Origin of the sequence: Amycolatopsis jiangsuensis (genome assembly GCF_014204865.1) — a bacterium.
GTDB classification, from domain to species: Bacteria; Actinomycetota; Actinomycetes; order Mycobacteriales; family Pseudonocardiaceae; genus Amycolatopsis; species Amycolatopsis jiangsuensis.
Map to the genome: position 1 here is coordinate 1,538,216 of NZ_JACHMG010000001.1, position 21,914 is coordinate 1,560,129.

The 21,914-nt window shown below is 70.2% G+C and carries 20 protein-coding genes and 2 pseudogenes; 6 read left to right on the top strand and 16 right to left on the bottom strand.

The window, feature by feature from the left end:
• Positions 1-43 precede the first annotated feature (43 nt).
• From BJY18_RS06465 to BJY18_RS06505, 9 genes are read right to left on the bottom strand one after another with little or no spacing between them, the layout of a single operon-like run.
• Positions 44-994, bottom strand: coding sequence for a PDR/VanB family oxidoreductase (locus BJY18_RS06465; RefSeq protein ID WP_184778557.1), 951 nt, complete (start codon positions 992-994; stop codon positions 44-46).
• A complete protein-coding gene (locus tag BJY18_RS06470; RefSeq protein ID WP_184778559.1) occupies positions 991-2,175 on the bottom strand; it encodes a cytochrome P450 in 1,185 nt (394 codons plus the stop codon). The genes BJY18_RS06465 and BJY18_RS06470 overlap by 4 nt, the downstream gene beginning before the upstream one ends.
• A gap of 59 nt (positions 2,176-2,234) precedes the next feature.
• Positions 2,235-3,224, bottom strand: coding sequence for an AraC family transcriptional regulator (locus tag BJY18_RS06475; RefSeq protein ID WP_184778561.1), 990 nt, complete (start codon positions 3,222-3,224; stop codon positions 2,235-2,237).
• Between the two features lie 22 nt (positions 3,225-3,246).
• Positions 3,247-4,917 carry an AMP-binding protein gene (locus tag BJY18_RS06480; protein WP_184778563.1) on the bottom strand — a complete coding sequence of 557 codons (1,671 nt, stop codon included), beginning with the start codon at positions 4,915-4,917 and terminating at the stop codon, positions 3,247-3,249.
• A gap of 32 nt (positions 4,918-4,949) precedes the next feature.
• Complete coding sequence (locus BJY18_RS06485; RefSeq protein WP_184778565.1) at positions 4,950-6,074, bottom strand: FAD-dependent monooxygenase; 1,125 nt, start codon at positions 6,072-6,074, stop codon at positions 4,950-4,952.
• The gene (locus tag BJY18_RS36700; protein WP_184778567.1) at positions 6,071-6,643 is read right to left on the bottom strand and encodes a flavodoxin family protein; all 573 of its coding nucleotides are present in this window, start codon (positions 6,641-6,643) and stop codon (positions 6,071-6,073) included. The genes BJY18_RS06485 and BJY18_RS36700 overlap by 4 nt, the downstream gene beginning before the upstream one ends.
• Before the next feature lie 5 nt (positions 6,644-6,648).
• Positions 6,649-7,911: an alpha/beta hydrolase gene (locus tag BJY18_RS06495; RefSeq protein ID WP_184778569.1), complete on the bottom strand. Its 1,263-nt coding sequence runs from the start codon at positions 7,909-7,911 to the stop codon at positions 6,649-6,651.
• Positions 7,908-8,165 (bottom strand): LSm family protein, encoded by a 258-nt coding sequence (locus BJY18_RS06500; protein ID WP_184778571.1) that lies wholly within the window; start codon positions 8,163-8,165, stop codon positions 7,908-7,910. Before BJY18_RS06500 ends, BJY18_RS06495 begins: the two co-directional genes overlap by 4 nt.
• Positions 8,162-8,773: a VOC family protein gene (locus tag BJY18_RS06505; RefSeq protein ID WP_184778572.1), complete on the bottom strand. Its 612-nt coding sequence runs from the start codon at positions 8,771-8,773 to the stop codon at positions 8,162-8,164. Before BJY18_RS06505 ends, BJY18_RS06500 begins: the two co-directional genes overlap by 4 nt.
• Before the next feature lie 168 nt (positions 8,774-8,941).
• Between BJY18_RS06505 and BJY18_RS06510 the strand changes: the two genes are divergently transcribed.
• Positions 8,942-9,808 (top strand): alpha/beta hydrolase, encoded by an 867-nt coding sequence (locus BJY18_RS06510; protein ID WP_184778574.1) that lies wholly within the window; start codon positions 8,942-8,944, stop codon positions 9,806-9,808.
• A 164-nt stretch (positions 9,809-9,972) separates the two neighbouring features.
• Here BJY18_RS06510 and BJY18_RS36310 read toward each other — a convergent pair whose 3' ends face one another.
• Positions 9,973-10,215, bottom strand: a complete 243-nt coding sequence (locus BJY18_RS36310) for a hypothetical protein (RefSeq protein WP_221457593.1) — start codon at positions 10,213-10,215, stop codon at positions 9,973-9,975.
• On the opposite strand from BJY18_RS36310, the gene BJY18_RS36315 reads away from it, so the two are divergent.
• Positions 10,195-10,488 (top strand): helix-turn-helix transcriptional regulator, encoded by a 294-nt coding sequence (locus BJY18_RS36315; RefSeq protein ID WP_281393645.1) that lies wholly within the window; start codon positions 10,195-10,197, stop codon positions 10,486-10,488. The genes BJY18_RS36310 and BJY18_RS36315 overlap by 21 nt on opposite strands.
• Positions 10,489-10,561: 73 nt before the next feature.
• Here BJY18_RS36315 and BJY18_RS06520 read toward each other — a convergent pair.
• Positions 10,562-11,068 (bottom strand): annotated as a pseudogene (locus BJY18_RS06520) (DinB family protein).
• Positions 11,069-11,652: 584 nt separating this feature from the next.
• On the opposite strand from BJY18_RS06520, the gene BJY18_RS06525 reads away from it, so the two are divergent.
• Entirely contained in the window at positions 11,653-12,381 is a 729-nt protein-coding gene (locus BJY18_RS06525) for a TetR/AcrR family transcriptional regulator (protein ID WP_312873757.1), read from the top strand.
• Between the two features lie 57 nt (positions 12,382-12,438).
• Here the strand turns inward: BJY18_RS06525 and BJY18_RS06530 are convergent, their stop codons facing one another.
• Positions 12,439-13,323: a LysR family transcriptional regulator gene (locus BJY18_RS06530; protein WP_184778578.1), complete on the bottom strand. Its 885-nt coding sequence runs from the start codon at positions 13,321-13,323 to the stop codon at positions 12,439-12,441.
• 72 nt (positions 13,324-13,395) lie between these two features.
• Between BJY18_RS06530 and BJY18_RS06535 the strand changes: the two genes are divergently transcribed.
• The 3 genes from BJY18_RS06535 to BJY18_RS06545 all read left to right on the top strand — a co-directional run bounded on the left by BJY18_RS06535 (position 13,396) and on the right by BJY18_RS06545 (position 18,128).
• Complete coding sequence (locus tag BJY18_RS06535; protein WP_184778580.1) at positions 13,396-15,024, top strand: APC family permease; 1,629 nt, start codon at positions 13,396-13,398, stop codon at positions 15,022-15,024.
• A gap of 32 nt (positions 15,025-15,056) precedes the next feature.
• Positions 15,057-16,229 (top strand): MalY/PatB family protein, encoded by a 1,173-nt coding sequence (locus BJY18_RS06540; RefSeq protein ID WP_184778582.1) that lies wholly within the window; start codon positions 15,057-15,059, stop codon positions 16,227-16,229.
• Between the two features lie 246 nt (positions 16,230-16,475).
• Complete coding sequence (locus BJY18_RS06545; protein ID WP_221457597.1) at positions 16,476-18,128, top strand: alpha-amylase family glycosyl hydrolase; 1,653 nt, start codon at positions 16,476-16,478, stop codon at positions 18,126-18,128.
• A 133-nt stretch (positions 18,129-18,261) separates the two neighbouring features.
• Here the strand turns inward: BJY18_RS06545 and BJY18_RS06550 are convergent, their stop codons facing one another.
• The 4 genes and pseudogenes from BJY18_RS06550 to BJY18_RS06560 all read right to left on the bottom strand — a co-directional run bounded on the left by BJY18_RS06550 (position 18,262) and on the right by BJY18_RS06560 (position 21,914).
• Positions 18,262-19,095 (bottom strand): spermidine synthase, encoded by an 834-nt coding sequence (locus BJY18_RS06550; protein ID WP_184778584.1) that lies wholly within the window; start codon positions 19,093-19,095, stop codon positions 18,262-18,264.
• Positions 19,092-19,484 (bottom strand): adenosylmethionine decarboxylase, encoded by a 393-nt coding sequence (gene speD / locus BJY18_RS36705; protein WP_246459495.1) that lies wholly within the window; start codon positions 19,482-19,484, stop codon positions 19,092-19,094. The genes BJY18_RS06550 and speD overlap by 4 nt, the downstream gene beginning before the upstream one ends.
• 60 nt (positions 19,485-19,544) lie before the next feature.
• A pseudogene (locus BJY18_RS06555) lies at positions 19,545-20,588 on the bottom strand (type III PLP-dependent enzyme); the annotation flags it as partial.
• Positions 20,589-20,642: 54 nt separating this feature from the next.
• Complete coding sequence (locus tag BJY18_RS06560) at positions 20,643-21,914, bottom strand: M20 family metallo-hydrolase (protein WP_184778586.1); 1,272 nt, start codon at positions 21,912-21,914, stop codon at positions 20,643-20,645.

The following is a 21,914-nucleotide window of genomic DNA, read 5'->3' on the forward strand; positions in this document are numbered from 1 at the left end:
GCCCACGCAGTCCGGGCAGGCACCACCGGACCCGGCCGGCTGGTCACAGGTCGAGCACGAGGCAGCGCGTGCGAGATCGGGAGACACAGGGCAGAATCCGGTCTCCCGCCGCCTGTTCCTCCTCCGTCAGGACGGAGTCACGGTGATCCGGGCAGCCGTCGAGGACGGCCGTTTCGCAGGTTCCGCACGTGCCCTCCGCACACGACGTGAGCACATCGACGCCCGCTTCGCCCAGCACGTCGGCGATGGAACGGCCTGCCGGCACCACCACCTCGGCGCCGGTCGAGGCGATCCGCACCGCGAACGGTGTGTCCGCGGTGGAGGGGGCGAGCGCCTTCGGCGAGAACCGTTCTGTCCTCAGTCGCAACCCCCGGCGTGCGCAAGCGTCCTCGGCCGCGCGGATCAGTGATTCCGGGCCGCAACAGTAAACGTGGGTTTCCGGGCCCACCGAGTCGAGAGCGAGAGCGAGGTCGATCAGGCCGCGTTCGTCGAAGGGAATCAGGTGCACCCGGCGCGCGTCGATCGCTTGCAGATCCTCCGCATAGGCCATGGACCCACGGGTCCGGCCGCCATAGTGCAGCGACCAGCTCGCGCCGTAGGCGTCCACCTGACGGATCATGGTCAGCAGCGGGGTGATCCCGATCCCGCCGGCCAGGAACACGTAGCTCGGACCCGGTTCCAGGCGGAAGTGGTTGCGGGGGCCGCCGACGGTGATCAGGTCGCCCTGGTGAAGCTGCTCGTGCAGCCACGCCGATCCGCCACGCCCGTCGTGCTCGCGGAGCACAGCTATCCGATATCTCCCGCGGTCCGCGGGGTCGCCGCACAACGAGTACTGGCGCACGGCTCCCGCCCCGGTCACGACATCGACATGAGCGCCGGGACGCCACCGTGGCAGAGCACCACCCTCGACCGGGTACAGCTCGAACTCGACCACGTCGAGTGCCACGGTCGTCCGGCTGCCGACGCGGAGCGGCAGGTGTGTGGCTCGGCTCATGCGGCGCTCTCCGGGGTGAACACGACCGGCAACGCGAAGTGGGTCATCAAGGATCCGCCGACCAGCCCGCTCTCGACCGGCTGTCCGTCGAGCCTGAGGTCCGGCAGCCGGTCGAGCAGGCGGGTGAGGCTGATCCGGAGCTCGGCCCTGGCGAGGTGCTGGCCTTGGCAGACATGGATTCCCGCACCGAAGCTGACGTGCCGGTTCCGGGTCCGCTGCCGGTCGAACTCCTCCGGGTCGGTGAATTCCCGCGGGTCCCGGTTCGCGGCGGCGAGGTCCAGCAGGACCCGGCCGCCCTCGGCGAGGTCTTGGTCGCCGATCCGGACGGGACAGCGGAGCGTACGCGCGAACAGCTGCAGCGGCGTGGTCAGCCGCAGGCTCTCCTCGACCACCCGGGGCAGCGCGCGCCGGTCCGCGAGGAGGTCGTCGCGCAGCCCGGGCACGGTCAGCACGTGCCGGATGAGCCCGCCGAGTGCCGAGCCCGTGGAGTGATGGCCACCGACGATGTAGGCCAGCAGCAGCCCGGCGGCGCCTGCCTCGTCGATCTCCTTACCTTGGACGACACCGCTCGCCATCTCGGTGAGCAGGTCATCGCGGGGGTTGTCCCGGCGCTCGGCCAGCCAGCGCTGGGTGTGCTCGGTGAACTCCGCGAAGCGGTCCGGGAACTCCTCGGAACCCATGGCGGCGAACAGGCTCGCCGCGATGCCGCGGGCGCGCACCGCCTCGGCCTGCCCGAGACCGATCATCCGCCCGATCACGATCGCGGGCAGTGGCTCGGTGAACCGCTCGACCAGGTCGGCCGCACCCGCGGTCGCGAACTCGTCGATCAGCAGGTCCGCGACTTCGGTGATGACCGGTTCGAACGCCCGTACGGCGCGCGGGGTCAACGGACCGTCGAGGACCCTGCGCCACTGCGCATGGTCCGGCTCGTCGAACTCCAGCGCCGGGACCGGTGGGAGCTCGGCATTGGCCGGGACGTGCACCCCATCGGCCGAGGAGAACGAGTCCGGGTCGGTCAACGCGGCACGGACGTTCTCGTAACGCGTCAGGAAGTCGAATCCCCCGTGCCGGCCACTGTGCACGACAGGGCAGAGTTCCCGCATTTCCGCATGGGCCTTCCGGACATCCTTTGTGGACAAGGTCGCGTCGAGATGATCGAGTGCGAGATCTTCGTTGTTCATCGCTTCTCCTTCGGCCGTACTGCCGTTGCACCCAGTGTGGGTACCGGCGCCTCGGCGGTCTATCCGCTCCGCGCGGCCCTGTCCGCCGTGCGCGAGGAGCGCAGGGTGGTCGACGGCGTGGTCCCGTACCGCAGCCGGTAGTCACGCGCGAATCGGCCGAAATGGAAGAACCCACACGCCAGCGCGATGTCGGCGACGGACGATTTATCGTCCATTGTGGACAACATTCGGTGCGCGCGTTCCAGCCGCAGCTCGCGCTGGTAGCCCGTCACCGTCGTACCGAATCGGGAGCGGAAGCCTTCCTGCAACGTTCTCAGGCTCACTCCCGCTGCACAAGCCAGTTCCTCCGGGGCCCGGTACGGCACAGGATCCGCCGTGAGTGCTTCGGCGGCGGTGCCCGCGGCACGGTACCCGCGGGTGCCGCCGCCGCGGAACATCGTCCCGGCGTGGTCGTGCGGCTGGCTGAGCAGGAGCGACGTCACCAGCATGCGTTCCAGTTCACGACCGGCGCCCGGCGGCAAGACACCCGTGTCGAAGCGGTCCACTGTGGTCACGGCGAGCCGCAGCTGCCCGGGCCAGGGTGCGTCGTCGGCCACCGCCAGCCCGAAAACCAGTCGGCCGGGCGGCTCGGCCCCGAGGCGGGCGTAGCCCTGCTCGACCACGTGCCGCGGCAGCTTCGCGGCGATCTGCACGGTTCCGGCCGCGAAGCGCAGTCGCACCCGTTCACCGGGAGAGACAACGCATGCCTGCCCTTGTCCGGCGCGCTGCTCGCCGAAGTCCGTGACGACGTCCACAGCTCCGGCGAGAATGAGCTGGAGCGTGTAGTACTCCATGGGCGCGAGCCCGGTCACCGCGACCTCGCCGTGGTAGGTGGCGTACAACAACGTCGACGAGCCGATCTCCACCGCGTGCAGCCGCGCACCGAATTCCTCGGGGTCCCTGACGCGTAGCCGGTGCGACGACATCACCTGCCCGGCCGCGGACTGGGCCTCGTCGATGTCCGTCGTCCACACCCTCGTGTGCCGGTGCAGCGGTACCGTGGTGCTCACCCGATGCTCCGTTCGCCCGCCACTACCCCGGCTCGGCCGCGAGCGTCGCGGCGATCTCCCGCAGGCGCGAGCGGTCGATCTTGCCGACCTGGCTCACCCGCGGCATTTCGGACACCACGACAACCCGCTCCGGCCACTTGTACTTCGCCACCTCGAGGCGTTCGAAGTGGGCGCGGACCTCGGTGAGATCGATGTGCACGCCGGCACGGGTCACGACGAACGCACAGGCCCGCTCACCCAGCCGCGCGTCAGGCATCGCGACGAGGGCCGCTTCGGCGATCGCGTCGTGGGAACCGAGCAGGAGCTCGATCTCCTCGGTGTTGATCTTCTCGCCACCCCGGTTGATCATGTTCTTGATCCGGCCCTCGACGGTGTAGCACCGGACGCCGGCGACCGTCCGCTCCGCCATCAGGTCTCCACTGCGATAGAAGCCGTCGGCGGTGAAGGCACGCCGGTTGTGCGCGGCCGCGTCGTAGTAGCCGTGCAGGGTGTACGGGCCTCGGGCGCAGAGCTCACCCACCTCGCCGGGCGCCACTTCCCGTTCGGTTCCCGGCTCGTACAGCCGAACCTCGTCCGCGGGCGAGATCGGCACGCCGACGCTCGCCACCCTGGCGTCGAGCGGAAAGTCGAGCGGGGTGCTCAGGCAGAGTCCCTCGCTCATCCCGAAGATCTGCCCGCCCCAGATTCCCTGTGCCTCGAGGACCTCCATGTGCCGGCGGGGTACCTTCTTGCCGCTGAACAGCACCCGCCGCAGCGCGGTCGCGTCCGACAGGCCCGGATCCAGGGCGAGGTCGAACACGAACGGACCGAGCAGCGCGTCGGTCGCCCCGTTTCCGGCCACGAGGTCGAGCGCGGCCGAGGCGTTCGGAGCTCCCAGGACGAGGGTCGCTCCCACACTGTGCGGGCCCTGCAGGCCGATGATGACACCCGCGTTGTGCACGATCGGCATCAGGAACGCGATCCGGTCCCCCGGCCCCCACCCCATCGCACGTGCCAGGCTCGCGCCGTAGTGCCAGTACGGGGCCTGCAGGCACGGAATCACCTTGGGTACCCCGGTGGTGCCACCGGAAAGCTGGAACACGGCGAGTGACTGCATGCCGAGCCCGGCCTGGATGCCTTCGACGGTCCGGCGAGCCTCGGCACCGTCGATGTCGTCGCCGAGGCTGTCCAGTTCGACGGCGCGGGGGTGCGAGGCAGGGCCGTCGGACACGAGGATCGTGCGCTCCGCCCCGGCTGCCTCGGCCTGGTCGAACGCGAACCCGACGAGATCGAAACGGGGATCGCGGGCGGCGACGAGGTGTGCGATCGGGCGGGTCTGCCGCGCGATCTCCGCGATCTCGTGTCCGCGATGCAGCGGCAGGGTGCACACGGGCACGAGACCCGCCTTGAGCAGCGCGTACCAGCCGATCACGGTGTGCACGGTGTTGTGCACCTGCAGCAGCACCGCCCCACCCGGCTCCAGCCCGAGCCGATGCAGACCCGCGGCGCGCCGGTCGGTGATGCGGTCCAGTTCCGCGAAGGTCAGGCGGTGGTCCCCGCAGACCAGGGCGTCCCGCCCGCCGTGTTCCTGCGCGATGCTGTGGAAGTGCTCGGCGATGGTGGGGGATTCCCACAGGCCCTCGCCGACGTAGCGGTCCTCTTCCTCGGCCGGGTAGCGGACGAGCTTCCCGGAGGTGTCGGGAGCGAGCGTCATGGCGTGTCTCTCCTCTCGAGGCGCCGGCATGGTCAACGAAGATCGCGCTCGTAGCCGAGGACGACATCACGGTTCTCCCGCCGGAAATCACGGTAGGAGACCCGTCCGGTACGCATCAGGTACTCGATCGCGAACTTCGTCGGGTGGGTGATGGTGCGGGACGGAAGCCCCTCGTACCAGGCGATACTGCGCTTCGCCGCGGCCTGGAAGGCATCCGCGACGGGCTTGCGCACCCGTTCGAACTCCTTGAGACCGACCTCCACGTCCCACCGCGCTCCGGCGAGCGCCTCCGTGAGGTAGACCGCGTCCCGCATCGCGAACCGCGTGCCGGACCCGACCGACGGATGCACCGTGTGCAGGGCGTCCCCGATCAGCGCGAGGTTGCGATGGGTCCACCGTGCGCAGCTGACGAACTTCGTCCGGAACCAAGGCGAGTGATTGCTCCGCAGCGGCGCGCCGGCCAGCGAGTCCGCGAAGAGCCGTTCGCACAGCGCGCGGGACTCGTCCTCGGCCAGGTCGGCGAATCCGAGCCGGTCGAAGGTCTCCTGACCGACCTCGACCGTGAAGTTGCTCATCTCGGCCGAGAATCCCGAGGCATGGGCCATGAGGACCCCGTACTCGCTGTTGCGGAGGATGATCGACGGCGGGTAGGGCTTCCGGGTGCCGTACCAGGCAAGCCAGTTGCTGCCCAGTTCGACGCTGGGCAGGAAGTGCTCGGCGAAGTGCTCGCGTGTCCGGCTGTTCACCCCATCGGCGCCGAGCACGAGGTCCCAGCGGGCCAGCTCGCTTTCGGTCACCGCGGCTTCGCTCTCGTGCTCGATCCGCACCCCGGCCTCGACCGCGATCCTCTCCAGCGTGGCCAGCAGGGACCAGCGGGCGTTGAGGTGACTGCGACCGACCTGGACCGGCACATCGGCGCCATCGAGGCTCAGCACCATCCGGTCGTGCCGGATGCCGGCGGTGAGTGCATCGATCACATCCGGTGCGGCGGGCCTGAGCGCACCGGCCGCGCTCTCGCTGAACGCCACACCCCAGCCGTAGGTCACCCCTTCCGGGTTCTGTTCCCGGACCTCGATCGTGGCGGCCGGCACCGCTCGTTTGGCGATGATCGAGAAGAAGAGGCCGGCGGGTCCCCCGCCTATCACCAGAATGTTCACCGTCCACCTCCCTGCCACGTGGCGACCTGCCGCGCCACGCGCTCGCCCAGCGCCGAAGCCGTGCGCAAGTCGCTGTCCTGCATGCCTTCCAGCCCTTGGTCCGAATTGGACTGCGCCATCGCGCCGGCATAGGCACCGAGCCGGTTCAGCTCGGCGTCCGATCCGGTGCTGCGGCCGTTGCCGTCCAGCAGGCCGAGCCCCACCCAGACCATCCCGTGCTGCATGGCGAAGAGCCAGAGCTGGGTGAGGGTGGCGAGCTTGTCTCCGGAGTGGCCTGCGGAGTTGGTGAACCCCGCGGCGAGCTTGCCCTTCCAGCCCTGATCCAGCCAGATCTTCGCACTGGCCTCCATGAAGGTCTTGAAGATCGCCGAGCCACTGCCCAGATAGGTCGGGGTGCCGAAGATCAGGGCGTCGCAGTGTCCGAGCCGACGAGGGTCGGCGGCGATTTCCTCGGCGAAGTACAGCGCGACGTCGATACCGGGGACCGAAGCCGCGCCCTCCCCCACTGCCCTGGCTTGTGCGGCGGTATGGCCGTAGCCGCTGTCGTAGACGACTCCGATGGAGCCCACTTCTTTCACCTCGTTCTCCGTGGTGGTGCCGTGGCGAACCGGTCGGCCAGCCAGCGTTCGATGTGCACGGCCGCGGCGGCGTATCCGGTGGGCTCGCCCTCAGCGAGGGACTGGCCGAAGTGCTGGCCCCGCACGACCTGGTGGACCTTGTCTTCAGCGGCCAGCGCCCCGAACATCCGGGCGCTGGCGGTGGGGAGCACGGCCTGGTCGCCGCTGAACTCGAGGTAGAGCACCGGCCGCCGGACGCCGGCCGCACACCGCACGAAGTCCGCGTTCGTGTGATTCGCCGACCAGGTCGACAACCAGGCATCGGGAGTGGTCAGCCTGCCGAAACCGACCAGACCGTAGTTGATCAGGTCCGGGCGGCGGCCGAACAGCGAGCCGTAGTGCCGGTCGTTCGGATCGATCGAGAGATCCACGTAGCACGGGTCGGCGTCGGTGCGGTAGGTGGTGATGATCCGCGGAGCGGCTCCCGTCCGCCGGTCGGCGGGATCCCGGGTGCGGCCGAACCGGGCACGGGCCCGCGCCGCCTCGGCGGCGAGTTCGACGGCGCGCGCGTCGATCCGGGCGATCCGGTCCCGTTGGGCCGCACGGTAGGCGCGGAGGAATCCTCCACCGTAGTGGCTCGGCGTCGGAGGCTCCGCGAACCCGTTGCGTGGTGAGTACATGTCTAGCGCGGGATCCACCGACAGCGGATCGGACTCGTCCGCGACGGACGGGTCTACGCAGTTCTGCAGCACCTGCCCCTGCCCGGGGTGCGGGGCGAGGAAGACCGCACCGTCCGGGATCGGCATCCGCGCGCCGGCCAGTGCGATGGGCCTTCCGGCCGGTGTCACGTCCAGTCGCAGTTCGGGCGCGAGGGTGGCCTGCTCGAGGTAGAAGGCCGACAGTGTCCCCCCGCCGGAGTGGCCGAAGGCAAGCACCGTCCCGAACCCGGCATCCCGGAGGAACACGTGCCCCGCCGCCGCGTCCAGCAGGGCCTGCTCGTGGACGAGGGCGAGGTCGTTGTTCGGCGAGCGGGTGCCCTGTGTCCAGACCGAAACGCCGGCACGCAGGAGCAGTGGGATCATCGGATGGTGGGTCACCGACTGGCGCGGATGCATGACGGTGACCACCGTCGCCGCCCCGTCGAGGGCATACAGCACGCCCTCGACCTTGGCGCCGTCGAACGTGGTCAGCTGGTGCGTGCTCACCGTGACACCGTCGGGCGCCTCGGCCGTGTGGACGTCGCGGCCCGCGCCCAGCCGGTCCACCGCCAGCGGACTCATTCTTCGGGTCCGTCGGGCTCGATCACCAGCTCTTCCCGGTCCCAGCGGGCTACCCGGCCATCCTCGACCGCGGCGACCGAGCTGAACCAGACCGCATTGCGGCGCCCGGCGGCGTTGCGGTCGATGCGGATCGAACCGGGTGCGGCGACCTCGAGGTAGGGGCCGCGCCGCCGCACGGTCACGTCCGGATCCTTGCCGGCGACCTCGGCCAGCGGGCGGAAGTCCTCGACGTCGAGGACGAACAGCGTGGTCATGCGAAGGTCACCAGCTCAGGCTCGCCCTCGTAGCGGTCCGCGATCAGCTTCGCCTTGCGTGCGAAGAACTTCTCCAGGCTGGGCTCGGGCTCACCGGCCACCTCCATGAGCGCGTCGACGCTCAGGGCGGCGTCGATGTCGTCCTCGGGAGTGATCGCCCGCAGGGGACGGGTGATCTCCATCAGATACCCGTTGGGGTCGGTGACGTAGATCGATTCGACCGTCTCGTGCCGCACCTGCAGCTCACACGGCCAGTTGCTCGCGTCCAGCCGGCGCCGGTACTCCGCGAGGTCCGCTTCCCCGTCGACGTGGATCGCGAGGTGCCGGGCACGGTGGAGCAGCTCGGGAATCCCGGTGTCCCGGTAGGGCGCCACCCCGAAGTAGTAGAAGAACGCCAGCCGGTCACCGTTGCCGATGTCGAAGAAGAAGTGGATGAAGTCCGGGTGATCACCCGGTCCCCATCCGAGCGCGCAGGTCGCGTGCACGACCGGGAAACCCAGTACGTCGCGGTAGAAGGTGATCGTGGCGCGGGGATCGAACGTCGGAAACGCCGCGTGGTCGACGCCCCGCACTGTGTGGGCGAGCAGTTCCGGCTCCAGGGATGTCATCCGTGAGCTCCTTCCGGGTCGGGTTCCATACCGGAAGCGTAAGTCGCTCTGTCGCTAGCGTCAATCTTCTGACGCTTGTGTAACGTTGCGATGTTGACGCGCTTGGACGTTTACGTCAGCATTACGACATTCCTGTCAGGACCACGGGCTGCGAAGGAGCGGCGGGACATGACCACGAAACAACTGGAACTTCCGGTCCACGGGCGGACGATCACCGGGCTCACGACCACCGGCGACGCGCCCGGTTCCCCGCTGGTCGTGGCCCTGCACGGCGGGGGATACAACTCCGGGTATTTCCATGTGGCCGGCCACTCTTTGCTGGACCTCGCCGAGACGGCCGGGTTTCGCGTGTTCTCGCTGGACCGTCCCGGCTACGGAGGAAGCGACACGCTTCCGGACGACGAGGCGACTTTCGGTGCCAGTGCCGGACTGCTGGACGCCGCTGTCGGAGCACTGTGGACAGAGCACGGCGCGGGACGGCCCGGGGTGGTGCTGCTCTCGCACTCCATCGGCTCGGCGATCGCCGTGCACATCGCCGCACGGCGGCCACGCTGGCCACTTCTGGGAATCTCCCTGCACGGCGTGGGTGACCAGTCCCCCGAGCACGTCGTCAACGCCTGGCACGCCATGCCCACCAGCGGCCCGGTGGAACTTCCCTCCGAGCAGCGACGTGCTCTCTTGTACGGCCCGGAAAGCACTGTCGACGCCGACGCCGTGGAAGCGGCCAAGGCGTCAGTGGAGCCGGTCTCCATCGGCGAGATGCTGGAAATCGTCGAAGGCTGGCCGGCGAATCTGGCGAAGCTCGCTGCCGAAGTCGCCGTTCCCGTGCAGTACACCCTCGCCGAGCACGACGGCCTGTGGAACGTCAGCGAAAGCCGTGTGGCTGCTTTCGCCGGGTACTTCACCGCGGCCCCGTGGGTGGAGACGAGGCTTCAGCCGAGCGCCGGGCACAACCTCGACCACCATCGTCTCTCACTCGCACTGCACCTGCGGCAGCTCGCCTTCGTGTCGGAGTGTGCGACGCGCGCATCCTGAGGCGCACTCCGGGTAGCGGACACCGGGCGTACCCACGAATCAACGAGTCGTCGAGCAGTGGATCCAGTTCGCCGCTCGCGGGTCGATCACGATGGCGTGGCGGTCGGGGATCGTCGATCCGCGCGCCAGGGCAGTGCCGGGGCAGGGCTGGGGTCAGGAGTGGGTCAGGGCTGGGTCAAGACGATGCGCTTGCTGCTGTCGGCCGGCCGCGACCAGGCACGTTCCACATCGGACAGCGAGATCGGCGCGGTTTCCACGGCGAAGGTTCCGTTGGCCCACATGATGCTGGTGGCGGCGATCCGGCTCTCCATGGCCACCCTTCCCAGGGTGACGCCGGCTGGTTCGCCGCACTGGCCGACCCCCGGCTGAGCACAGCCCTGGAAGTCATGCACGCCGATGCCGGCCACCCGTGGACCGTGCAGAAGCTAGCCACCCTTGCCGGGATGTCCCGCACGACGTTCGCCGATCGTTTCCGTGCGCGCGCCGCCGAGACCCCGATCGCGTACCCGACCCGCTGGCGCATGATCCTGGCCGGCGAGCAGCTCCGCGCCGGCCGGGAGACTGTCGGCCGGATCGCGAGCTCGCTGGGCTACGAGACCGAACACGCATTCAACACGGCATTCAAACGCGAGATGGGAATCCCGCCCGGCCGCTACGCTCGCACCGCGCGCATCGACTGAGCCCGTTCGCGCGAACAATCGCGCACCGCCGGCGCACATGTTCACGCGAACCTTGCGAGGCGCTGCCGAAGTTTCACGGGTTCGGTTGTCGAGTTGGGGTCCGATCGATTTGTTCGCGAAGGATGTCGCCGTGACCCGCGTGCCGGGCGAATTCTTCGATCATCGCGAGCAGGGTCCACCGTATGCTGACTGTTCCTCCACGGGGATTGTCCTTGGTGTCGTCGAGGTCGAACCTGGAGGCGAGCAGACGTGATCTCTTGCTTGCACGCTCGAACTCGGCGATCACATCGGCCACCGGCTCATCGTCTGCGACGGCGAACGTACCCTCATCTCGGTTCGAGTATCCGCCGCATTCGGATTCGTCGAGTCCCGCCCAGAACCGTTGGAATCAGATCCGTTCTGCGGCGGCGGCCTGCTTGATCAATGAGATCGGTGTCGTCAGTGACGGGACGAGTCGTCGTCGGCGGGCGTCGACCTCGGACGGGCCCCGTGCGGTCTCGATGAGCGCCTCGCGGTTGCGATCGAGCATGTTCTCGATGATCGCACGTTCGGCGCCATCGGTAATTCGGTTGGTACTCAAGGGCTTTCACTCCATTCCGTGCGGGTTGCGAAACTGTGTGCTCCTGCATCGGTCGCGTGATCGGCGAGACGGGGAACCACCTGGAGATGTCGGAGCACGCGGGAACCCCCACGGTCGAGGTCGGTCCAGGTTGGCAGCCGAACGACGCGGGTGCTGCGGATCATGCGGGTGGAAAGCCGCAGTCGTCGAGGACGTGGGACAGGTAGACGGTTGAGGCGGGTGCCCAGCCGGCCGGTCCGGACGTGGTGATCGATGTCGTCCACACGCGGGAACCGGGTCTCTCGGCTGGAGGACCCGTGCAGGAGCGCGAGCCCGCCACGACGCGACGAACGCCTCCCCACACTCAGCCTGGAACTCCCACGGGTCGCTGACCGCCGGGACCTCGCCACCCCGAATTGCCCGCGGCCCCTCGACCACCTGAACACCTTCCTCGCACCTGAACGGACAAGGTGGCGCCTAACCCGTCCGAAACGCGCGGCTAGGATGCCATGCGAACGCAGGTGCGGGCTTCGCATCGGATTCGCGACAAGGGGGACGTAGTGGCCGCGGAGGGGTCCGGAGCGCAGGAGCGTTCCGGTGGACGAGTGGAGTCCCGTGGAGGTCCGGCGCCCCGGCGCAAGCTGCTCATGGGCGAGATCGTCGACCAGGCCATGCGCCTGTTCGCCGAGCGCGGGTACGACGGGACCACCTTGCAGGACGTCGCGGACGCGGTCGGGCTGAGCCGGCCCAACCTCTACAACTACGTGAAGAGCAAGGAAGAGCTGCTCGTCGCCATGGTCGAGGCCACCGCGCGGGACGCGGCGAACTCGTTGCGTGAGGTCCGCCGGCGCACCGACCTCGATCCGGCGGACAAGCTGCGCCTGCTCGTGCGCGCCCTGGTCCTGCGCCGCGCCGAACAGCCGGCGCAGTTCCGCACGCTCGACCGCAGCGAGCAGTCGCTGCCACCGGAGATCGCAAAGAAGCACCTCCGGGGGCGGCGTGCCGTCCTCAAGGAGATCACGGGCGTCATCGAGGAGGGCGTCACGGCCGGTCACTTCCGGCCCGTCGATGCCCGTGTCTCGGCCCTGTCGATCATCGGCATGTGCAACTGGGTGGCCTGGTGGTTCCACCCGTCCGAGGACCACCCCGCCGAACCGGTCGCCGACCAGATCGCGGAGAACGCGGTGGCGATGGTGGCGCGAGCCGCCGGGCACACTCCGGACACGCCCACTCCACTCGGGGCGGTCGCGCTGCTTCAGCAGGACCTCGACTACCTGACGCGTCTCCTCAGCGAACCGGGCGGGCCGGCGAAGCTCCCGCCGGGCAATGGGTAATCGCCCGCTGCGTACAGGCCACCCGCCGGCCAGCTGGTCGAACCGCTCCCTGGGTGCTCACGCCGTCAGCGCCGCCTTGATGTCGCCGAGGTTGTCCAGGAGGGTGGTGACGCCGGCGCGGTGCACCGCGGTCGGCAGGTACGCGAAGCGGATCTCCAGTTTCCACTGCCGCAGCGGCAGGGGCAGGCGGTGCAGGGAGCCGTCGGTGAGGTGGCGGGCGGCGGCGTAGTGCGGGACCACGGCGACGTGGCCGGCCTCCAGTGCGAGCCGGATCGCGGTCAGTGGCAGGCCGATCGTGTGCACCGGCCGGTGCTGGTGTTCGAAGAGCTTCGCGAGCGGTTCGGCCTCGGGACCCCAGCGGTAGACCCCCACGGGAGTCGCCGCGAGGTCGGGGAAGCGGACCCGGCGACGAGCGGCCAGCGCGTGGTCCGGGGAGCACACCGCGACGATCGGTGAGCTGGTGACGCGGGTCGACCGCACGGCGTCAGAGGTCGTTCCGGCGAACAGGAAACCCGCGTTCGCGATCCCGTCGAGCAGTTGCCGCACCACCTCGTCACTGTGCGCGACGCGGCAGTGCACGGCGAGGGGTTCGCCGGCCAGCACGGACAGTGCTGGCGCGAACACCGACGATCCCAGGCTGGCGGGTGCGGCCAGCACGAGACGCTGGGCGCGTTCGGTGCCGAGATCGGTGACCGCTTCCCCCAGCAGCTCCAGGCAGCGGCGCGCGTACGTGGCGAACCGCTCCCCCTCCGGCGTCAGCACGCTCCCGCGGGCCCCGCGTTCGAACAGGATCACGCCGAGGCGGCGCTCCAGCGCGGCGAGCCGCGAGCTGACCGAAGGCGAACTCAGCCGCAGCTCGGCGGCCGCCGCGGAGAAGCTGCCCAGCCGCGCGGCCGCGGTGAAGACCACCAGGTCGACGGTCTCGACAGGGTAGGGAGCCATAGGCAGAAGTTAACGCCAGCTCAAGGGAAAGTCACTCTACCGGAATACTCGCGCCTGTCCCACGGTGAAGCGATGGAGCCGAACCACGCAAGTCCAGGACCGGAGACGACCGCGGTCGCGACGGCATCCGCCGCGGACGACGGCAAGCTTCGCCGCGCACTGGGCACTCCCTCGCTGGCGTTGCTGACTTTTTCCAGCGTCATCGGGTCGGGATGGCTGCTCTCGCCCTACACGGTGGCGAAAGCGGCCGGTCCCGCGGCGTTGCTGACGTGGGTGATCGGTGGGTTCGCCACCCTGCTGGTGTGCCTGGTCTTCATCGATCTGGCGTTCCGGCATCCGATGTCCGGGGGCAACGTACGCTGGCCGCGGATGGCGGCCGGGCCGCTGGTGGGCACCGCGGTCAGCTGGGCGATCCTGCTGCAGGCGGTGTTCGCGGGCCCGAGCGAGTCCACCGCGGTCATGCAGTACCTGAGCCGCTGGCTGCCGTCGATGGTGTCGGGGGACTCGCTCAGCTGGCTGGGCCGTGCGTGCGCGGCGGCGATGCTGCTGGTGTTCGCGGTGATCAGCATGTTCGGCGTCGCGCTGGTGTCCACAGTGAACAACGTGGTCACGACGATCAAGCTGGTCGTGCCGGCGGGGACGGTGATCCTGTTGCTCGCCAGCGGTTTCGACACCGAGAACTACGCGGTGGGTGGCGGGTTCGCCCCGTACGGGGTCTCGGCCGCGTTGTCGGCGGTGGTCGGCGGCGGTGTGGTGTACGCGTTCACCGGGATCAACGGCGCGGCGGTGATGTCCGGTGAGGCGCGCAACCCGCGGCGTTCGGTGCCGCGGGCGACGCTGGGCGTGTGGGCCGGGTCGTTCCTGCTGTACCTGGCCCTGCAGGCGACGATGATCTTCGCCCCGCCCAGCGGGCTGCTCGGCTCCGGCTGGCATGGGCTGAACCTCAGTTCCCCGCTCGCGCAGCTGGCCGGGCTGCTGGGCATGGGCTGGCTGTCCACTTTGCTCATCGCCGACGCGGTGTTCTCGCCCTCGGGCAGCCTGTTCATGGGCACCTCCATCAAGGGCCGCTACACCTATGGTGTGGCGCAGAACGGCTTGCTGCCCAAGGCGTTCACCCGTGTCACCGCGCGCTGGGGCGCACCCTGGACGGCGTTGCTGCTGAACGCGGTCGTCGGCGCGGTGGTCGTGCTCGGGTTCGGCGACTGGGAGTCGATCGCCAGCTCGCTGAGCTTCTTCTACGGCCTGAGCTACGCGGTGGTGTCGGTGGCCACGACCGTGCTCCACCGCAGTGAGGGGGCAGGAACGGGATACCTGGGACGCTGGTCGCTGCCGGTCGGCTCGGTGTCGTTCGTGCTGTCCGGGCTGATCCTGTACTGGTCGGGCTGGACGAAGGTGCGGGTCGCGGTTCCCCTGCTGCTCATCGGGTTCGTGCTTTACCTCCTCCGCAGGCGGTTGCGCGCCGAAGGCGTCCCGGTCCTGCTGGGCGGGTGGCTGCTCGCATGGCTGCTCCTGCTGGGAGCGTTGTCGCTGTTCGGCTCGTTCAAGGGTCTCGACGTACTGCCGGCGCCGTGGGACAGCGTGCTCGCCGCCGCGGTCAGCACTGCCGCCTGGTGGGCCGCGCACCGCTCGGGCCTGCGGTACCGCGCCCGCGTCACCCGCGGCGACCACGCGCCGGCGCCCGCGCTGGCCACCGGAAACTGATCCTGCACAAGCACAACCGAGGAGAGAACTGGATGAGCGACGCACGCTACGCCGATTTCGACTGGGACGTGGCGCGGTCACGTGCGCGCGGCACGAAACGGTGGTCGGTGTACGGGCCCGACGTGCTCGACCTGACGGTGGCCGAAATGGACCTGCCGATCGCCCCGCCGATCGCCACCGCGCTGGCCGACGCGGTCCGGCGGGAAACCGTCGGCTACCCGGTCCCGGCACCGCTTTCCGGCCTGCCGGAGATCGCCGCGGAGTGGCTGAGCGGCACGCACGGGCTCGCCGCCGAGGCCGGCGAGATCCGGTTGCTGCCGGAGCTGATGCGCGGGATCACCCACAGCATCCGCCTGTTCACCCCGGCCGGCTCGCCGGTCGTGGTGCCGACCCCGACGTACCGCAGCTTCTTCGGCGCCGTCGAGCTCGCCGATCGCGCGGCTGTCGAGGTACCCATGCTCCGGGAGGACGACGGCTACCGGCTCGATCTCGACGCGATCGATGCCGAACTGGGCCGCGGTGCCCGCACGGTGCTGCTGTGCCATCCGGCGAACCCGGTGGGCCGCGTGTTCACCCCGCGGGAGCTGACCGAACTGGCCGAACTCGTGGAGCGCCACGGTGCCCGCGTCATCAGCGACGAGATCCATGCTCCCCTGCGCTACGGCACGCCGTTCACGCCCTACGCCGCGGTGGGCGGGACGGCACGGAACCATTCGGTCACGTTGTTCTCCGCCACCAAAGCCTGGAACATTCCCGGACTGCGGTGTGGTTTCCTCGCGCTGACCAACCCCGCCGACCACGCGAAGTGGGCGAAGCTGCCCGGTGCGGCCACCGGCGGAATCAGCCCGCTCGGCATGCTCGGCTCCGCGGCGGCGTTCGGGCACGGTGCCGACTGGCTGCGGCAGGCATTGCGGTTCCTGTCCGGCAACCGGGCGCTGCTGGGCGAACTGTTCACCGCCGCGGGCCTGCCGGAGCTCTACACGGCGCCGGAGGCGACCTACCTGGCTTGGCTGGACCTGCGCGCACTGGGCGTGGCCGATCCGGCCGCCGTCGTGCTGGAGAAGACCGGGGTCGCGACGACGCCAGGGCCGGACCACGGCCGCGGTGGGGACGGATTCGTCCGGCTCAACTTCGCCACCGCGCCCGACGTCCTCGAGGACGCGGTGACCCGCATCGCGAAACTGGTCGCGACCGGCCGCGCCTGATCCGGACGACCGGGGCGGGGCCGTCCGTCCAGGACAGTTCCGCCCCGGCTACCCCTGAGCCGAGCAACCGGGGCGGGACCATTCATTCAGGGCCGTCCTGTCCCGGCCGGCCGTCGCTCCCCCGGTCACGCCTTCCCCCGGCGCGGATCGAGGCGGGCGGGACGGCGGCCTTCCCTTCCACCGGTCGATGCCCTACATTGACCCCGGTCATGCATACGTAGTCACGCCTCGGCGGCAGGAGTGGACATGGTGGTTTCCAGGCGGTCGTTCATGCTCGGCACCGGGGCCGCGATCGCCGGCGCCGCGCTGGTCCGGCCCGGGCAGGCGGCCGCGGCCACGGCACGGGGGTCGGGATCCTGGCTCGGCGATGCCGTGCTGTACCAGGTGTATCCGCAGAGCTTCCAAGACACGGACGGCAGCGGCATCGGTGACCTCTCCGGCATCATCGAGCGCCTCGACCACCTGCAGTGGCTCGGGGCGAACACGCTGTGGGTCAACCCGGTCTTCCCGTCGCCGTTCACCGACGCCGGCTACGACATCGCCGACTACACGAGCGTCCACCCGCGGTACGGCGACGAGGAGGACGTCTCGCGCCTGGTGGCGGCCGCCCGCCGCCGCGGGATCCGCGTGCTGTTCGACCTCGTCGCCGGACACACCTCCGACCAGCACCCGTGGTTCCTCGAGTCGTTGCGCGACACCACGAACGACCGCTACATCTGGGCGACGCCGGACCAGCTGCCGGACGGCGGCCCGCTGCCGGACCAGTTCGTCGCGTCGCCGGGTCCGCGCCCCGGCGCGTTCCGGATGAACTACTACGCCACGCAACCGGCCATCAACTACGGCTACGCGCGGATGCACCCGGACGAGCCGTGGCGCGAGCCGGTCGACGCCGAGGGACCGCGCACGAACCGCGCCGCGATCCGGGACGTCATGGACCACTGGCTGAAGCTGGGTGTTTCCGGTTTTCGCTGCGACATGGCGGCGACGCTGGTCAAGGACGATCCGGGCTGGGTCGAAACCGGCAGGCTGTGGAGCGAGCTGCGGTCGTGGATGGGCCGCAGGCACCCGGGCGCCGTCCTGATCTCGGAATGGGGCGACCCGGCCACGTCGGTGCCCGCGGGCTTCGACGGCGACTTCTACCTGCCGGTCAACGGTCCCGGCGACGGCGCGCCCTGGCGGTCGCTCTGGCGTGACCAGCCGTACTTCGCCGCCGCCGGCACCGGTACCGCGAAGACGTTCGTGGACGCGTGGACCACCGCGACGAGGAGCATCGGCAGCGGCGGGCACACGATCATGCCGATCGCCAACCACGACAGCGCGACGCGGCTGGCCGACGGGGTCCGCGGCCCGGAGGAGTTCCCCGCGGCGTGGACGTTCCTGCTGACCTGGCCGACCGTGCCGACGATCTACTACGGCGAGGAGATCGGCATGCGGGCGGTCGCCGGGCTGCCCGAGGTGGAGGGCAGTGCCGGGCGCCAGGAGAACCGCACGCCGATGCAGTGGGACAACGGACCGCAGGCCGGATTCTCCACCGCGTCCCCGGACCGGCTCTACCTCCCGCTCGACCCGGACCCGGACCGGCCGACGGTGGCGGCGCAGCGTCGTGACCCGGATTCGCTGCTGCACTTCGTCCGCCGGCTGCTCGCGCTGCGCAAGCGCCATCCCGAGCTGGGCACACAGGCCTCGGTGCGTGTCTTCGACGACGGCTACCCGCTCACCTACCTGCGCGGGGGCCGCTTCCTGGTCACCCTCAACCCGCGCCGCGATCCCGCGACGGTCGCGGTGCCGGACAGCCGGCTCTCGCACGCACGTCCGGTGGAGAACCGGGGCGTCCGCGTGGACGGCGACACCCTCACCGTGCCCGGCTTCGGCTACGCCATCCTGGATCTGGGGCGCTGACGCCCCAGCTGTCCGACGACCATCGTTCGCACCGGTGACAGGAGGAGCGAGACGGCGGCGAGCAGCATGCCGACGCCCGCCACCGACCTTTCCGCTCACCGGAGTCCGTCCCGGATCCGCCCCGCCGGCTGCGTCACCGACGAAGGCTGATCGGCGGCACCGTCGAGCCGCGCAGGGCCGCTTCGTCGATCGTCTCCGGACGGTAGGGCAGTGTGGGCAGCCGCTCCACCATCGTCTCCACCGGAGTGTCGAGGGCGGTACCGAAGAAGAACGCCCACTCGTGTTCGTCGGAGCCGAAGTAGACCGGCGATCCGAACACCTCGGTGAACCGCCGCCAGCACGCACGCAGCGTCGCGTTGCGCCACAGGGTGGGGCAGCCGCCCTGATAGGCCACCACTCCCCCGGGTGTGAGCAGCGCCCGGCACGACTCCAGGAAATCCTTGCCGTACAAGCGATTGTGCTGCGCCTCGGTGCCGTCCTGCTCGTCCGGGAGGTCGACCAGGACGATGTCGTACCGCTCGGTGCAGGTGCGCACGAACTCCCAGCCGTCCGCGTAGTGCACGCGGATCGGCCCGGCACCCCGCTCGGCGTCGGCGAGTTCGGCCGGGGAATAACCGTAGGGCAGGTGTTCGGCGCACAGCCGTACCGCCTGCGTGTCGATGTCGACGTGGTCGACCACCGACGCGCCCGCCACCACGGCGAGCCGGCACACCACGCCTTCGCTGGAGCCGACCACGAGCACCCGGTCCACCTCGGCGGCCAGCAGCAGCGCGGGCACGAGCAGCGCTTCGTGGTACACGAGCTGGCTGAGCTCGGTGCTCTGCCGTTCGCCGTCGCAGAACAGGGACACCCCCTGCGCGGTGTTGCCGATCACGAGGTGCTGGTAGCCGGTGTCGGTGTCGGCGAGCACGTCCGAGACCGCCCAGACCCGGGTCAGGCCGGCACCGACCGGCTCCTCGATGTTCATCCGCTCTCCCGTCCTCTGTGGATGGTCCTGGTCCGCGCCACGTTCGCGCCGAGCTGGTCCCGCACCAGCTGCACGGCCAGTTCCGGATCCGCGCGGCGTCCGCAGGTGAACACGTCCACGAACGCCGACCCGCGTTCGGGATACGTGTGAATCGACGCATGCGACTCCGACAGCAGGGCGACCACGGTCACGCCCTGCGGCTCGAACCGCGTGGACGTCACTTCGCGCACTGTGGCGCCGGCCTTGCTCAGCGCGCATTCCAGCGTTTCGCTCAGGAAGGTGGCGTCGTCGAGCAGCTCGGGGCGCACCTGCGAGAACTCCGCGAGCACGTGCCGGCCGGTAAACTCTCCGACCTCGTCGGGTTCGCCGCCGACGAAATGGGTCGCCAGCGGCGGGAAGCCGTTGAACGACACCGACGAGTAGCTCTGGGTGTAGGCCCCCGCGCTGAGGATGTCCACGTGATCGCCGGCCCGCAACGCCAGCGGCAGGCGGTACGGCGTGCGCTGGTAGAGCACGTCGTCCCCGTCGCAGGTGGGGCCCGCGAGGACGACGGGGCCGTCCGGGGTGCCGTCGTGCGCGGTCTCGAGGCGGTAGGCGATGGCCTCGTTCTCGGTCTCGGCCAGCCCGCCGTACCGGCCGATGTCCAGGTACACCCAGCGGCGTGCGGCAGTCGCGGACTTGCGGGAGACGAGCACGACCTCGCTGCGGATCAGCCCGGCGTCGGCCACGACCGCGCGGCCCGGCTCGAACGCCAGCTCCGGCGGAGCCGGGAAGTGCCGGGCGACCGACGCGCGGATCGCCGCGGCGTAGTCGGCCGGCGGTGGCGGAACGGTGTCGTACCGGCCCGGCAGCCCGCCGCCGATGTTCAAGCCGCGCAAGGTGATCCCTCGTTCGGCGACCGCACGGGTCACCTCGGCGGCAGCGGCGATCCCGGCATCCCATGCGCCCGGATCCAGATGCTGGGAGCCGACGTGGAAGGCGGCCCCTTCCGGATCCAGTCCGAGCGCCGCCGCGCGGGTGAGCAGGTCCACGGCCGTCTCGGGCGCACAGCCGAACTTCTGCCCGAACGGCGTCTGCGAACCGGAACTGTCCACGAGAATCCGGCACGACACCGTCGACCCCGGCGCGCGTTCGGCGATGTTCTCCAGGTCGGCGGAGCTGTCGAAGGTGAACCGGCGTACCCCGGCGCGGTAGGCGAACGCGACGTCGTCGGCCTTCTTCACGGTGTTCCCGTAGGAAAGCAGCTCGGGACGGGCTCCCTGGTCGAGGCAGAGCTCGATCTCGGCACGCCCGGCGACGTCGAAACCGGCGCCCGCGCGGACGAGCAACCGCACGATCTCCGGCGACGGGTTCGCCTTCACCGCGTAGTACATCCGCGCTTCGGGAAGCGCGTCACGCAGCCGGTCGTGCGCGTCCCGCACCGCGTCGAGATCGATGACGAGGCACGGCGTCCGCGGACCGCGCTCGTCCAGGAACGCCCGGCACCGTTCCATCGCCGGCAAGGAGGATTCGACCACGACAGCCGAGTATAGGTTCGGCCCCGGTGGTCAGGCGGCGCGGTCGGGAAGCCGGTCCAGCTCGAGCAGGGTCGCCGCGTGCACGCGGATCCCGATGGCGATGTCGGCCGGATCGGTCCACTCGTCGGGGCAGTGGCTGCGCCCTCCCCGGGAGGGCACGAAGATCATCCCCATCGGGCACAGGCGGGCGAGGTGCACCGCGTCGTGGGTGGCGCCGCTCGGTACGGGCTCCCAGCTCACGCCCACCGCGTCGGCGGCACGGCCGATGACCTCGTGCACATCGGGACTCGCGCTGACCCGCTCGTTGTCCGAGGACCAGGTCAGGTCCACCGTCACCCCGTGGTCCGCGGCCCGGTGCCCGATCTCGGCGGCCAGGCGCCGTTGCGCCTCGGTCAGCCAGCCGTCGTCGACGCTGCGCATTTCGGCGTACATCCGCGCCAGGCCGGGCACCACGTTGGGCGAGCCCGGTTCGGACTCGATCCTCGAGGTGGTCGCGACGCCGTGCACCGGCGCACCGCATCCTTCCTGACGCACGGCGAGCACCGCTTCGGCCGCGGCGACCAGTGCGTCGGCCCGGTCCCCCATCGGCCGGGTCCCGGCGTGGTCGGGGCGTCCGGCGAAGGACGCCACGAGACGGCGGATCGCCGCGATCGCGGTGACGACGCCGATGCTCACGCCACGGTCCTCCAGCACCGGCCCCTGCTCGATGTGCAGCTCGACATACCGGTGCAGGCCGCGGCGGGCGAAGCGGCCGGCGGAGGCGAGCACTTCGGACGGGTCGAGCCCGAAGCCGCGGTAACGCTCGGCCAGTGACACCCCGTGCAGGTCCCGCCGGTCCAGATGCTCCGCGGTGAGTTCCCCGGCCAGGGACCTGCTGCCGAGGCAGCTCAGGCCGTAGTCGTTGGACTCCTCGCCCAGGAAGTCGATCACGAGCAGGTCGCGGTCCAGGCGCAGGTCGTGTTCGGCCAGCTGCCGCACGACCTCGAGCGAACCGAGCACCCCCACGACCCCGTCGAACCGGCCACCGGCCGCGACCGTGTCGGTGTGCGAGCCGGTCACCAGCGCCGGCGCCGCCGGATCGCGTCCCGGCAGCACGCCGACGAGGTTGCCCGCACCGTCGGCGTGCACGGTCAGGCCGGCGTCGGCCATCCGCCGCCGCACCCAGTCCCGGGACGCCCGGTACGGCTCGGAGAAGACCGTGCGGGTCCACCCGTCGGTGTCCGGGTCACGGATCTCGGCCAGCGCGGCGAAGTCCTGCCGGACCCGCTCGGTCACCGGGTCCAGCACTGCGAAGTCGGCCAT

What these genes read in the sequence shown, in the direction of transcription:
- BJY18_RS06550 (WP_184778584.1), bottom strand. Translation starts at nt 19,095, where the DNA reads ATGAACATCGAGGAGCCGGTCGGTGCCGGCCTGACCCGGGTCTGGGCG.
- BJY18_RS06560 (WP_184778586.1), bottom strand. Translation starts at nt 21,914, where the DNA reads ATGGCCGACTTCGCAGTGCTGGACCCGGTGACCGAGCGGGTCCGGCAG.
- BJY18_RS06510 (WP_184778574.1), top strand. Translation starts at nt 8,942, where the DNA reads ATGACCACGAAACAACTGGAACTTCCGGTCCACGGGCGGACGATCACC.
- BJY18_RS06495 (WP_184778569.1), bottom strand. Translation starts at nt 7,911, where the DNA reads ATGAGTCCGCTGGCGGTGGACCGGCTGGGCGCGGGCCGCGACGTCCAC.
- BJY18_RS36315 (WP_281393645.1), top strand. Translation starts at nt 10,195, where the DNA reads ATGCACGCCGATGCCGGCCACCCGTGGACCGTGCAGAAGCTAGCCACC.
- BJY18_RS06535 (WP_184778580.1), top strand. Translation starts at nt 13,396, where the DNA reads ATGGAGCCGAACCACGCAAGTCCAGGACCGGAGACGACCGCGGTCGCG.
- BJY18_RS06545 (WP_221457597.1), top strand. Translation starts at nt 16,476, where the DNA reads ATGGTGGTTTCCAGGCGGTCGTTCATGCTCGGCACCGGGGCCGCGATC.
- BJY18_RS06530 (WP_184778578.1), bottom strand. Translation starts at nt 13,323, where the DNA reads ATGGCTCCCTACCCTGTCGAGACCGTCGACCTGGTGGTCTTCACCGCG.
- BJY18_RS06500 (WP_184778571.1), bottom strand. Translation starts at nt 8,165, where the DNA reads ATGACCACGCTGTTCGTCCTCGACGTCGAGGACTTCCGCCCGCTGGCC.
- BJY18_RS06465 (WP_184778557.1), bottom strand. Translation starts at nt 994, where the DNA reads ATGAGCCGAGCCACACACCTGCCGCTCCGCGTCGGCAGCCGGACGACC.
- BJY18_RS06505 (WP_184778572.1), bottom strand. Translation starts at nt 8,773, where the DNA reads ATGACATCCCTGGAGCCGGAACTGCTCGCCCACACAGTGCGGGGCGTC.
- BJY18_RS06540 (WP_184778582.1), top strand. Translation starts at nt 15,057, where the DNA reads ATGAGCGACGCACGCTACGCCGATTTCGACTGGGACGTGGCGCGGTCA.
- BJY18_RS06480 (WP_184778563.1), bottom strand. Translation starts at nt 4,917, where the DNA reads ATGACGCTCGCTCCCGACACCTCCGGGAAGCTCGTCCGCTACCCGGCC.
- BJY18_RS06470 (WP_184778559.1), bottom strand. Translation starts at nt 2,175, where the DNA reads ATGAACAACGAAGATCTCGCACTCGATCATCTCGACGCGACCTTGTCC.